Source organism: Sphingomonas sp. JC676 (genome assembly GCF_014489075.1).
Taxonomy (GTDB): Bacteria; Pseudomonadota; Alphaproteobacteria; order Sphingomonadales; family Sphingomonadaceae; genus Sphingomonas.
The window spans coordinates 171,827-185,444 of record NZ_JACTGR010000003.1 but is presented as its reverse complement, the minus strand read 5'-3'; the positions used below and the strand labels follow the sequence as shown (position 1 = coordinate 185,444).

General features: G+C 60.3%; 5 protein-coding genes. 2 read left to right on the top strand and 3 right to left on the bottom strand.

What is annotated here, in order from left to right; all coding sequences use genetic code 11:
- Window positions 1-352: 352 nt before the first annotated feature.
- Window positions 353-2,590, bottom strand: a complete 2,238-nt coding sequence (locus tag IAG41_RS11465; protein WP_187728780.1) for a bifunctional DNA primase/polymerase — start codon at window positions 2,588-2,590, stop codon at window positions 353-355.
- 393 nt (window positions 2,591-2,983) lie between these two features.
- Here IAG41_RS11465 and IAG41_RS11460 point away from each other — a divergent pair, with 393 nt between their 5' ends.
- Window positions 2,984-3,208 (top strand): helix-turn-helix domain-containing protein, encoded by a 225-nt coding sequence (locus IAG41_RS11460; RefSeq protein WP_187728779.1) that lies wholly within the window; start codon window positions 2,984-2,986, stop codon window positions 3,206-3,208.
- 376 nt (window positions 3,209-3,584) lie between these two features.
- Window positions 3,585-7,268, top strand: a complete 3,684-nt coding sequence (locus tag IAG41_RS11455) for an SIR2 family protein (RefSeq protein WP_187728778.1) — start codon at window positions 3,585-3,587, stop codon at window positions 7,266-7,268.
- A 148-nt stretch (window positions 7,269-7,416) separates the two neighbouring features.
- On the opposite strand, the gene IAG41_RS11450 is transcribed toward IAG41_RS11455, so the two are convergent.
- Together IAG41_RS11450 and IAG41_RS11445 are read right to left on the bottom strand one after the other, a co-directional pair.
- Entirely contained in the window at window positions 7,417-12,330 is a 4,914-nt protein-coding gene (locus tag IAG41_RS11450; protein ID WP_262408622.1) for a DUF3320 domain-containing protein, read from the bottom strand.
- Window positions 12,219-13,586, bottom strand: coding sequence for a hypothetical protein (locus IAG41_RS11445; RefSeq protein WP_187728777.1), 1,368 nt, complete (start codon window positions 13,584-13,586; stop codon window positions 12,219-12,221). The genes IAG41_RS11450 and IAG41_RS11445 overlap by 112 nt, the downstream gene beginning before the upstream one ends.
- Window positions 13,587-13,618: the final 32 nt, after the last annotated feature.

Here is a 13,618-nt window from a genome sequence, read left to right as displayed (position 1 = left end):
GCGCTGGGTCGGTCCGCTCTGGGAAATAGGTTCCGCTGAGTCCGCGGTCAACAGATCCACGCCGGAAAATCATTCGAAATCAGATTATGAGATGAAATTCCACAATGCGCCTCGCCCCGACTGCCTCCGAGAACGAGCGGCGAAATCTTCCTCGCAAGTGTCTGCGGTGTGGTCGGGCCATTCAACCAACAGCCCTGCCACGAAAGTCCGGGAACAGTTCATCTGAGAACCATCTTAGATGGTACGTCTACTTGTCTATCTGTCTAGGATCTTTCCAAATTACATAGAATACTTTTTAAAAAACCTCATCAATGCACGAAGAATTGATGAGGGCTGTACTTCAACCTAGACGTTAGACGTTAGACGGGTCGTCTTCCTCCACTCCTTGCGTATTCTCATTGGGAAGGGGGATTTCGCCGACGAGGATGGCTCCGAAGCGCCCGGTCATGTCGCCGTCCCAGTGCTCAGCATGAGCCACGACAATGCCCGGAGCATCGAACTGCGCGAATGCCCCCGTTGCGCGGCCAAACTCTTCAGCCCGTTCCTGCGGAGTCAGAAACGGCCAGAGGCCACCGTTACGGACTGCCCACACGCTGGCGCGCGCGTTACCGACCGTCCGTTGCTGGCCCAGAGGGATCCCACCGACTTCCTGCAACGCCTTGGTGAGCTGTTTACGACTCTTGAGGCGGGCGATGTGGCCAAGTTCATAGGTCACCTGGTCAAGCGTTACGATATCTCGATCGAGCACACCCACGCGATCACTGATGGCGAGTGCCAGATCCTGAGTGAGTTCCGAGCGGCTGTTCTCGGCCAGGCGCAGCTTCGACGCGGTAACGGGTGGTGGCGCGAACGGCTCGAAGGCGAACAAGTCCACTTGGTCGAGGTGATACCGGATCACGCCTAGGTTGCTGCGCCACCAAGCGGAAAATTCCGCATAGTATCCCGGGTCGCGCCGGCTCGCCGGGGAGTCGATGTAAAAGAAGCGGCGATCCTTGTCCTCGATCAGAATGGGCACATCGAGATTCGTCAGGAAGACGAACGTCGCGTAGTTCGGCCAGATCCGCTGGCGAAGAAACTTCTCGTTCACAAGCGCCGTCTCGCCGGTGATGAGGTCCTTCAAGTCGTTGTAGATCTTGTGTCCCTTGCCGACGTTAAGCTCCTCACAAACGATGAGGAGGTGACCGGGCAGAAAGCCCTGATACGCGCTCTCAAGCTCAGACGAGGTAGTCTTCCGTGCGTTGTGCTCGCCGACCAGGGCAGACCAAATCGACGCCAACATGGACTTCCCGACACCCTGCTCGCGGGTGCGCATCAGAAGGGCGTGTCCAAGTTTACGCCCGGGGTTGCGGACGACATACGCCATCATCTTGAGCAGATGATCGCGCTCTTCCTCATTGGGAACTAGGTGGGAGACGAAGTCCACGAATGGAGAGGGGTCCCCCTCCACCGCGACGACATCCGACGGCTTGAACGTGTTGAGCCAGACAACGCCGTCCCGCTCAATCACGCCTTGCGGCTCGAGTGGGCGGTAGGTGATGTCGTGCACCTTCTGGATGAAACCGTTGTTGAGCAGGAAGCCGGAAAACGACTTCTCGGCTGGGCAGAGGTCGCCAAACTGGCCGTCGAAACCGACCCGCTTCAGATAGCTGCCGCTCGCTGGATGGAAGAACTGGTCCTGTGCGCCCAGGTAGACATGCTCCGCGGCAACCTGCAGCCAGCGAGTGGGCTCCTGTGCGCCAGCCTGGCGTGCATTCTCGAGTGTGCGCTGGATCTCAATGGGCTCCAGCCCAATTTGAGCTGCAACTTCCGCGAGGGCGTCTGCACAAATCCCCCAGTCCGATCCGGCTCCAGCACAGTCGCGCGCAACGCTTGCAGCTACGCGGAATAGCGTGTCGTTGCGAGTGCCTTCCTCGGCTGCGGACAACTTCTTCAGCGCCCCTGCCAGGACATGCGCCATGTAACGATCGACGCCATTGGGCGCAGGTTCGACAGGGGTGCGCACACCTCGCGCAGTTGCTGATGAGACCAACGCCGCCTTCGGCTTCGGCGCCAGAACGGTCGGAAACTCCGCGAAGGGGACATCGGTGGGCGAAATCAGCCATTGGTATTCAGCGCCGCTCTCATGCACCGAACCCGCCCCTACGACGAAGCCGCCGTCACCGCGGACGTCCATCTTTCGCCCGCCGACGTTCACCGAGTTGCGGATGCCGTCGACCGAGAGGCGGAAGTACAGATGCAGGCCACGGGCTGTCCGCACGGTGGGGGTGGGAGGCAGTCCTAGGCTCTCCACATGGGCAATGGCCTCCGGACTATCGAGATCAAGCACGGCGATGCCGCTCGGCGCACCGGTGACGATCCCGATGTTGAAGTCACTGCCATCCCAGGCCCGCAGTTCTTCCTCGGTCGGTGCCCGGTTTTGGAACTGCTTCCACGGCAGAGCGGGCATCTTGCTGCGCGGCCTTACGGGAAAGACACGCAGCCCAGATGCGGCGGCAGATGAAAAGCGAGCAATCAAGGGGTAAACTCCGTGTTTATTAATGGAGCGCCCCAAAAGCACAGAAAATGCCGCGCTGTATCGAGCGGCGGACATCGAAACCTAGTTACGATGCGAATGGCGGGCCAAAATGTGCGAGCACCGGCCGAGCGTTGGCGAAATCAGAAGGTCGCCAACCCTGGCCACATGTTGTCCGCGACTAACGACAGCGGAGCGCAGTCGGGTACTTGTTGCAGTAGTCAACTAGCTCGAGCCGGGCTGCAGCCTCGTCGATCATTTCCTGATCGGTAAGTTGCCGCTTGGGGCCATGAGGGAGAGTGGATCCAATCGCCGCCAGCAGGAGGAAAGCACCAAAGGCGATCCAAATCTTCGTCGAGCGCTTCAAGCCTGTGCCTCCCCATTTTGCAAGGCTGCTTCTGACGCAATCAAAGCTGAAATGCTAGGTATAAGCTGTAGAGTCAAAAGCATCATCGTTCGACCGATGGCGGTGTGCCGACCGCCCCGACATCCGAGCTTCGCCGTGTTTTCGCGTTGCGTGTCCGCGAACAGCGCAAGCGCCTGCACATCAGCCAGGAGGAACTGGCTGATCGGGCTCAGGTCCATCGCACCTTTATCGGAGCCGTAGAGCGGGCCGAAACCAACGTCTCGATCGACAACATCGCCCGGATCAGTGCCGCGCTCGTCGTTGAAGCATGGGAACTGCTGAAGGAGTAAGCCGAGCCGGCAATCGCCCTGTCGCGCCGGTGCACCGAGATTTTGGATTGCTGCTGGGTGCCGTTCCTAGGGCGGTCCTATAGGCCCGAAGGGTACCACCCTTTTATGTGCGCGCAGAGGTTCGCGTGTTTCGACTGCCCCTTATCGCGCCCGCAAAAAATTTGCGTTTTGGAAGCCTTTTATCGCGTCGCGATGAGAATCCATTGGCAACTCGCCCGCGGACGCTTTGCGCCACGCGAGCCGGTTTCCGTTAGCAAGGGGTTGGTCGACTGCACCTGTCGGAGGCGCGAAGCGTCCTTGTGGGTGGCACCCATGTTGCGGCATTGCCGTCTCCAGATTCACTCGCGATCGAGCAGATCGGCGCTATGGTGCCGCGATGTTGTTCGACGATAGCGGGCCAGACATTCCAATCTCGCTCCTGCGTGCGCAGCGGGCAGGCAACTTGCTGTTTATCGTCGGCGCCGGTGTATCCAAGGCGGCCGGACTTCCACTTTTCGGCGAGCTCGCTGATCTCGTCTATGCTCGCCTCGGACAAGCGGTCCCAGGCGCTCCCGGCAGTCTTGCCAGTCAGGCAGAGTTTGAGGCACGGCAAGCTGGGCAATACGACCGGCTAATCGGGCTTCTCGAACAACGTTTGGTGTATCGTGGCGTTGATTGGCGACAGCCTCATAACAGCGTTCGCGAAGCCGTCGCGGCGTTAGTGCAGCCGGGCCCGAGGGCCCGTATCGCGGCGCACGCCGACTTGCTTGACCTATCAAGGGCCGCTGACGGTCGACCGCGAATTATCACTACGAATTTCGATACACTGTTTGAGAGGGCCTGGCGCCGGCGCACCAACCAGCATCTGACCAGTAGCGCTGGGCAAGGGATGCCGGCGGTTGGATCACAAGATTTCACAGGCGTTCTGCACCTTCACGGAAGGGTCGCCGACCGTCGCTACGGCCTGAGCGAAACCGATCTGGTGCTGACCTCGGCGAATTTTGGCGAAGCCTATATGCGCAGCGGGTGGGCTTCTCGCTTCGTGTACGACCTCCTCCGACGATACTCGCTCGTGCTAGTGGGCTACTCTGCGGACGACCCCCCGATGCGCTACATGCTCGAAGCGACCGAGGACGGTCGCCTCAATTTTCCCGACCTGAAGCCGGCATTCGCTCTCGTCGGCGACACGGCAAACGATGCGGGCACACTACGCGAGGCGTGGCGCGGCAAAGGAGTTCAACCTCTGGTCTATCCCGCGCCTGACCACGATCATGGCGCGTTGTACCGTACACTGGGCGTTTGGGCGCAATTGGCACGTGCACCCCTGGAATGGTCCGAGGGCCAGCTTGCTCGTATTGGCGGCCACACCCGTGAAGAAGCTGCAGCTGCAGATAAGGAAAGTTTCTCCTATCTCACCAGAGAAGTCTCGAGCGTCACGGTTGCCGCGGCGCATGCAGCCGATCCGGCGTGGATTGAAGAGATCCTGCCGGCCGATAGCGAAGAGAGCTGGACGTTCATCGCTTGGTTTCGCGAACGGCTTCAATCGGCCGAGACAGCGCGGTATGCAGCTTCTGCTGGTGGCTCCCTTAAGTTGCAGATCGCGCATGCGGTAGACGTTCTATTGCGCACTCGGCACGAACCCCTACCCCAACTCTATCAGCAATATTGGCTGCTTTACGTTCAGGCTAATCTGCGAACGCTTCCTAGTGCACTTGGGCGGATACGTGGGGGGGACGCAGTCACCACGAACCGAATTCAAGAGCTTGTGGGTCTGATCGAACCTCGATTGCAAGTTGAGGGCAGGTTTCGCTGGCGAGAGAGTGATGAACCTCTAGCCGCGCCCGTCAACGTCCACGATTTAGCACAGTTCAGTTTCCAGGCCAGCGACAGAGATTGGCTTCGACGTCTCGAACGCTGGCCGGAGGACGCGCGCGCCGAAGAGCGCTTGCTTCTCGCGCTTGATCGAAGCCTGTGTGAAGCAATCGAGGTCGGGTACGATGCCGGGCTGGTTCAGCCCGACGGTGATTTGATGTCGTTCGACCTGGCGCTTGTTCACGCTCCAGAACCTGACGAAGGGCTTGTTGATCCAAACGATCGGCACAAAGGCAATTGGCGGCTTAATCAGCCCGACGCTCATAACGATCACTTCGCGCCGCTCGTGCGGACGATGACGGGACTGTGGCGGCGACTTGTCAGTCGCGACGCTCACCGCGCAGCGCGAATCGCGACAGCTTGGGCTGAACGCGATGCATTGATCTTCAAGCGGCTCGCTGCATGGACTGCGATAGAGGGCGACAGCGCCCCGGCCCGTGTGATTGAGCTCTACCTGCGCGATACGACGCGAACGCGATATTGGGAATCCGACAATAGCCCTGAGCTCGTGCGGTTCTACTGCAAACGCTGGAATAAGCTCGCTTCAAGAACGAGACAGGCGGTCGAACACGCGATCCTGGCGGGCATGCTCCCCGAAGTCATCCAACGGATCGCTCAGCGCGGGAGCCGAGCGTATGCGCGCGCGCTATATACTACGCGCGAACTCGCTCGCATCCGAACAGCGGGTGGGCGGCTGTCACGTGAAGCAAGTCGGCGACTGAGCCACTATTATCGTGCCTTTCCCGATCTACCGCGCGAGATGCCGATCTATGCTCATCTCTACAATCCGAGCTGGTCAGGATCGGGCTATTCAGCCGATATCCGAGTGCTGGACGAAGTCACTGATTCTCAATTGCTTGAGAGCACCGAAGCTTTCGAAGCAGGCAATCGCATAGAGCAGGCTGACTTGTGGCGAGTATTTGTCCGAAGCGAACCTGTTCGTGCGTTTGCAGCGCTCCAGAATGCGCAAGCGAAGGGCGAGTTTTCTCCGTATCGGTGGCAGCCTTTCCTAAGCCTCTATGCTTCTCCAGAAACCGAGCCGGCGTCGGAGGATTGCCCACGGCTTGGCGACGTGCTGGGCGTTATCGCGCAGGTGCCGAGCGACGCCCTTGCATCCGTCACCTATCAGCTTGCGCGCATCATCGAACGCCACGCGCGTGCGCTCCACGATCCTCTGTTCCCACAAATTCTCGCGTTATGGGATCAGTTGGCCCCGATTGCCGCATCGCCGGAACAGGACGAGCGCGATCGGCCGCTGTCCGAGTTGGTCTTCTCGCACCCACTGGGTACGATTGCTGACAGCCTTGTCAGTATGCTGGATGAGATGAACCTCGCACCAGACGACGGCATTGCGGAGGCACTCGCGGGCCGTTTCGACCTCCTGGCTGGACTAGAAGGGCGCGCCGGGTTGATTGCTCGAGGCGCTCTCCTGCAGCAACTAGCTTTTCTGCGTACGATTGCGCCGGGTTGGGTCGACGCGAACCTTCTGCCCGGTTTGCTCGAACAGACCGACGACGCGATTGACCTCATGAGCGTTGTCGCACGCTCGGTCGCGCCGCAATATGCTGAACTGTTCAATCTTTTGAAGGCGGCGATCTTCCACGCGCTTGAGCATGAGCGCACCGACGAAGCGATCAGGGAACATCTCTCCGGGGCGTTGGTCGGTGCAGCCTTTGCGATCATCGAAGGTCGGGGCGGTTTCGATTTGACGAGTGTGGAATGCCGGCAAGCCCTTACCCGCATGCCCAACAAGGTGCTTTCGAGCATGGCGTGGGAGCTTGGATCATTGCTTCGAGACAAGAAGGACGCCGGCGAGAAAGCGGCGTATTGGGACGCAGCGATTTTACCCTTCTTGCGTGACTACTGGCCAAACGATGTGTCGGCGCGGACGTCCGAGGTGTCGGAAAACCTCGCCCACCTGCCTGCGCTGGCTGGTAAGGCCTTTGAACGTGCCGTTCCCGTTGTTCTTGATCTGGTTTGCCCAATTCAGCGGCACGAGTTGTGCTACGGGCTTGGCCTTGAGGGTGATGAGGACCTGCTGACAGAGCAACCGCGGGCTTCACTACTGTTGATCGGCTCCATTCTTGATCGTTCGGCGCCACCTCCGCGCGATCTTGGCGAAGTTATTGAGCGGTTACTCGAAGCCGCCCCCGACATCGCGTCGGAGCCAGCGTTCTGGCGCTTGCGTCAGATGCAACGTGCCGACTGAAGCCGACCGCTTTAAGACTGACAGCCGCAATCTGAGCATACCATAAGATGCGGTCACTTGATCTTTCGCGGCCGCAAAATCGGTCGACCAAGGGCTCTAGCCGTCTCGGCGTTGGCTAGAGCCCCCAATTCGAGGCAATCTAAGTAACTTACAATGCCGCCGCGATCCGCGCTTGGAGATCGGGCCCAACGCGCCTGAAGCCTAGCAGCCTTGCGGCAGTTCTAATTATGTCGGCATCATCTCCACCAGCATTGTCGTCGCGCCCGATGGCAATCGCCGCTGCGATTTCGAGCATGGAAATGGATGCGGCCTTCAAGGTTGCTCCGCTTTCGGACGATCGGTCGCGGACGGGTGGCGCGCCGGCTTGGGCGCGATTGAACCAAAATGTGCCGTCCGACAGCAAATCGGCGTTCCTCGACTGCGCGTACTTAAGCGCGAGCCGAGTGGCGGTCAGGATGCGCGAACCCGCTTTTTCCTTGCCGTAGCAGGCAGCGATGCGCCGGGCTGCTTCCTCAATGTGAATGGGGCCCTCGGCATCCACGATGCGCCTGGCGACGTCGCACAGGGTCCAAATCGGAACTTCATGTGGTTCCTGCCAGCCATAGATCGGAAACACCGCTCGTTCGTAGGCCGGCATCTGCCGCTGAACAACCTCTGGAATCTCGAAGGTAGTGATGGGCTCAGAGGTGACGACAATCGGGCGCGTTCGGTTCGCTCCGTCGATCCGTACACCCAGCTTTGCCATTTCGCGGGCGGCGAACAAAGCAATGCGCAACCGTTCGATTTCAGTACGGCGGTTGTAGAACCAATCGGTGCTCCAGATGCGATGGAACTGCCAGCCAAGATGTTGAAGCACGTCTTGACGTAAGCGATCTCGTTCACGCGCCCACAGCGCACTATGATAGGTTGCGCCGTCGCATTCCACCGCCAGAATATAGGTGCCCGGCTTGTCGGGATGGCGAACGCCGATATCGATGCGAAAGCCGGCAGAGCCGACTTGGGGGTCCGCAAGAAAGCCGAAGCTTCGGACGACCTCGGCGACGTCCTCCTCGAAGGGCGTGTCGGCATCCAGGCCCGTTATAGAGACTTCATCGACGCGACCGTTCTTGGCAAATTCGAGAAAGCGCTTGAGGATGCGCGGCCCTTCTCCACCGGTGCGGGTGAGATCGATATCGCCGGGATCGAAAGAGGCGAAGACCTCGCATCGCACACGCGCGCGGGTAAAAAGCACGTTTAGGCGGCGCTCACCGCCTTCGCCATTCACCGGCCCAAACGACATGCTGGTCAACCGCCCGCCCACGACCACCGGTCCGTAGCCGACGCTCACCAGGATGACGTCGCGTTCGTCACCCTGTACGTTTTCGATATTCTTGACGAACAGATCTTCGGCCTGACCTTCGCGCAGAAAGGCGTCGAGTATGGCGTCTCCGCGCCGCGCGAGCTCGATCAACTCGGTGATCATATTGCGCTGCGCGAAGGAGAAAGTGACTATGCCCAAGGACAGCGAGGGCGTCATCCGTGCGTGCTCGGCGACACGCGCGACGATAGCTTCGCCTTCCTTGCGGTTATCGCGTTTGCCACCTTTGTCGTAGACGCCGTCAATTCGCGTGAAGCACAGGCCGTAAGCGGGATCCTTTTCCAGCGGCGAAGGCGGCAGGATCAGGCCATTATCGTAGAATTCCCGGTTTGAGACCTCGATCAGTGACGGATCGCGTGAGCGGTAGTGCCATTGCAGCATTCGCCCTCCCAGGCCGCGCGCTTCGCACAGGGTGAGAATGCTCTCCATACTGCCGAGCTTGGCCGCCCCTTCGAGAAGATCGGTGCCGGCATTCTCGTCATCGCCCTCGCTCTCGTCCTCCTCGTCCGCCAACAGACGATCGAAGAACGACGATGGCGGTAGCTGCTTTTTGTCGCCGACGACCACGATCTGGTCTGCGCGCGCGATGGCGCCCAGCGCATCCTCGGGGCGTACCTGCGACGCTTCGTCGATGACCAACAGGTCGAACGATAGTGCGCTGGGCGGCAAAAATTGGGCAACAGAGATCGGACTCATCAGCAGCACTGGCTTGATGCGCTGGACGGCGGTGCCCGCTCGCTCGAAGAGCCGACGCAATGCTATATGGCCGCGCTTCTTGCCGATCTCGCCGCGGATAACCTTCATCTCTCCCATTGCCCCTTGCGGGACCTGCGCAAGATGGGCGGCGAGAATAATGGTTACATTTTCTTTCAAGCGCTCGCGTTCGAGGGTCGCGAAGGTGTCGACCAATTCGTGTCGCTGCTCCTGTGCGATGTCGCGAAGCACAGGTTCTTGTGCAAGCGCAAGGTTCCAGAGACGCTCCGCGCGCGCATAACGAAGCTCCACGCTAGCACCGGCGGTGCCTAGCTTCCCCCCGCGCATACGCGTTACAAGATCGCCGAATCCGGCATCGGATAGATTTTTGTCGAGCCGAGCGAGCTGTGCCCAGGATGCGTAACGGTCGGTAGTAAGCGCCATCTCTGCGAACCTGGCCGAAAATTCGGCTGGATCTCCCATCTCCAGATCGTCGCCCGCCAGTTGAGCAAGATCGAGCTTGAGAAGTGCCATGACTTCACCAATCGCGGCGCGAGCCGCAGGCTCAGCATCGAGGAGCATCTGCCGCAGCCGTGCGGCCGCGCCGGCGCGCGCAGCGAGGTCGAGCGCGGGTTGCTGAAGCGGCGAAAGCGTTGCTTCCGTCATTCGCTCGCACCATTGCGCAACCGCGTGCAGTTTAGCGAAATCGGTTTTTTCGCCGCGCCACGCATCACCGAGGATGCGGGTGCAATAATCGCTATCCTCCTCCCAACCTGACCGGAGCGAAACCACGCTGGACAATTGATCGACTAGCGCGACCCGTTCGGATGCCGACCGGGGGAGTTCACCACGCAGAAGACCCGCCAGGTTGCGCGAGGCTGAACGATAGGCGCCACCCCAACGAGTAAAAAGCGATTGTGTCCCGGCAACCAAAGGACCGCGGAGTTGCGGGGCAAAGGATTGAAACGCCGCGTCGACAAATATCGCAGCGGCCTCGTCATGTATCGCGCGCCAGGCCATACCCGTCTGCAGCGCTTCGCGAAGGCGGGCGATGTCGGATGCGGCCAACATCAGCGGCGCCAGCTCGGCACCTGCTGCAGGCAGGCCATCAAGGCGCTGAAGTAGTTCGGCGAGCGGCCGGATCGACGCGAGGGTCTGCGCGCACTCCGGTAACAACATATTGATCGGTGCACGCAGTGCTTCCGATAGAGTCGCACAATCGGATTGCGCTCTTTCCAGCAGCCCTCGCAGTCGGGCGAGATCGACCGGCTGGAGATCGAGATTGCGCGTGCCCTCGAACGGGTGACGCGCGCCACCGCCTTCCGCGTCGAGCAGTGCTCCGTAGCGCTCGATCGTCTCGACCAGGCGGTTCTCCTGCTCGCGCGACATGGTGGCCAGCGCCTCGCTCTCCAGCGCGGGCGGCGGCGCACCCCCACCTATGAAACGGGACTGACGGCCCAAAACGCTGAAGGCAGTCTCACCCGTCGCGCCGATCGGTCGGTGAAGAGCCTCCGCCACAATGTTCAGTTTATCGCGCGCGGCGGTCAGGGCGATGGGTTGGCCGGGCATGGCCGGCGTTGCGCTTGATTGCGTAAGAGTCCGCGCGAGTTCGGCCAGCACCGCCTTCTTGTTCGCGCTCCGCGAATGGAGCTCCAGGCAAACGTCGCGTAACCCAACCTTGACCAGGCGGTCATGCACGACCGACAGCGCGGCCATCTTCTCCGCCAGGAAGAGGACACGCTTTCCATCCTTGGCAGCTGCGGCAATGATGTTGGTGATAGTCTGGGATTTGCCGGTGCCCGGTGGGCCCTGCACGACAAGATTTCGTCCTGATCGGACTTCCTCGATGACCTTTGCCTGAGAAGCGTCGGCATCTACGACATGAAACAGCTTCTCGGGGGGCAGAACATCGTCCAGCCGATCCTCGGCACCGAACATGGGCGCTTCCGCGTCGAACCCCTCGTAAAGGAGTCCCCGAGTGAGGTTGTGGCCGGCTAGCGCTTCGTTCGGCCAGGATTCCATCGCGAGATCGCGATACATCAGCAACTTGCTGAAACTGAAGAAGCCGAGCTGCATTGCATCGGCGTCGATCTTCCACCGTTCGCGCTGTCCTACCGTCGCCTGTACTTGCGAAAAATAGTCGGATGGTTTCCAGTTTTCGCCGATCTCCAGCTCGGGAAGGTCGATCCCGTAATCGTCCTTCAACCGCTGCTGGAGCGGAAGGTTTGTGACGATATCTTCCTCGCGTAGACGCACGTCATAGGTGGAGGTGCGCGCGTTGCGGATCAGCTCGACCGGCAGGAGCACCATCGGCGCCTCCCGCGGCACACTGGAGGTCTTGTCCTCGAACCAGGTCAGGAAGCCGAGCGCGAGGTACAAGATGTTGACCCCTGATTCTTCCTCCGCAGTCTGTGCTTCCCTTGCGATCTTCAGCAGCTTCTTCTGGAGTGCGTTAGGTCCCAGACGCGTCTCGAGCTGCGCATCCGTAAAGCGGCCTTCCTCGAACGTCTCATGCTCGGCGTCCACGAACTTGATCGTGTCGTTTGCGTCGTCCTTGTCGCGGCCGATCGCGAGGAAACGCATCGTCTTGCTGTCCGCCAACAGTGGGTAAACATCGTCCGACCTCTCGTTGACGATACTCAGGACATTGCCCCGTGTATTCGCGCGATTGACGTGAACGAGACGATTGCGCGTGCCGGTCTCCACCAGGCGACGGCGCGTGTCGTTGAACAGTTTCGCAATCGCGGAACGCGCGCCCTGATCGTCGGACGCATCCCCAAGCATATGTGCCAATTTTTCCCACCCCCGGCGCAACGATTGCGCCTGTTTTTTCTCGATTCCAAGAGCTTGCCACTCGTTTCCAATCAAGGCGCGATTTCGCCCTGCTTCGGTCGAGGCATTCACCCCGTGCGTTGCAGCGCTTCCTGTTCGACCTGCTGCCGCAGCGCATCGGTGCTGACGGAAGCTGGCTCGAGTTTTTGCTCCGCAATCTTGGGCGGCTTTGCCTGCCATGCGGTCAACCTCTCGCCGATATTGGCGTGGAACGTGCTGGCGGCGTTGATGATCTCCGAGACAATGATCTTGCGCTGGGCGAACTTGCTTCCGAGATCCTTGACCAGAAGCACTTCGAAAGCTCCGGCCACCATATTCGGGCGGTCGGTAGTGGCGCTTTCTGGGCTGCCCACCAGGATGCTCAGCGGATATTGAGTCGCGTTGGCGCGGCCGGGCCAAAGTAGGCGGACGTGCACGTCCTTGGTCTCGGCGTCCGCGAGCTGGCGCATCAGCCAGCTCAGTCGCGCTTTCGTCGATTTGCGATCGGCCGGCGCCTTCAACCGCATTGATAGAGTTACCACGCGCTTTCGAAAGTCGATGCAGATCTGCGCAGGCGCTGCGGCATTCGGGATCAGGATGTCACTCTGTAGGTACGCGTCGGAAGCTAAGCCCGAAAGGGCCTTCTTGATCCGTTCGGTCGGATCCGTGGCTTCTGCGCGCCCCATAGCTATCTGCACATGATCGCCGATCTGGCGGCTGAGCACGGTGGTCACACGATCCAGGGCCTGATGCCAGGAGCCCACGACTTCCTGCGACTTCGCATCCTTGGCGCTGATTGTGCCGCCGGCTGCCACGCTCGCGCAGAAGTCCGACCATGCCGCCGGCATCTGGTCGAACTCCTTCACCCCCGAGCTCGGGTGCAGGAGGAAACGTTGCAGCTCCGCGAGCAGGATTAGCTGCTCGCGATCCTCGACCTCGCCAAGTTCGCGCAGCAATTGCGCTTGGGTGATTACATTGCCCCACGACCAATGAAACAGCTCCACCTTGCGAGTCAGCACCGAGCTGATGCTGAGCGGGTGGTGGGTCGGGAGCGGCGTGAACTGGTTCGACAAGGTGATCACGGCATCGATACCGTTCAGCTTCGCGAGCGACAGATAAGCCTCGATCTGGGGGTTGGTAAGCTCCGCGGCCCCGACCTTGGCTTCGACCAGGGCTGTCCATGTGGACTTGCCGGTGTTAACCACGATCAGGCCGTCGGGCCGATATTTCGCGTCGCTAGCGGTCTTGGCGAGCATGACTTCGGTGAATGTATCTATTCGCCCGCGAGAGCCGACGCGCACGCCCAAGCCTCCGAGCATTGCCCGGCCAAAGCCGCTGACATTCTCCAGGCATGCCAAGAATATCGATAACGTTCGACCTTCCTTGGACGTATCCGCGAGTACGGGGAAGAGGCGCGCAGCCTCTCCCGATCGAACAAACGCAGGCAATTTTCCCATCTGCCCCCTCCCAGATGGAAGCGTTGCACGAA

What these genes read in the sequence shown, in the direction of transcription:
- IAG41_RS11455 (WP_187728778.1), top strand. Translation starts at nt 3,585, where the DNA reads ATGTTGTTCGACGATAGCGGGCCAGACATTCCAATCTCGCTCCTGCGT.
- IAG41_RS11465 (WP_187728780.1), bottom strand. Translation starts at nt 2,590, where the DNA reads ATGTCCGCCGCTCGATACAGCGCGGCATTTTCTGTGCTTTTGGGGCGC.
- IAG41_RS11450 (WP_262408622.1), bottom strand. Translation starts at nt 12,330, where the DNA reads ATGGCAGGCAAAGCCGCCCAAGATTGCGGAGCAAAAACTCGAGCCAGC.
- IAG41_RS11445 (WP_187728777.1), bottom strand. Translation starts at nt 13,586, where the DNA reads ATGGGAAAATTGCCTGCGTTTGTTCGATCGGGAGAGGCTGCGCGCCTC.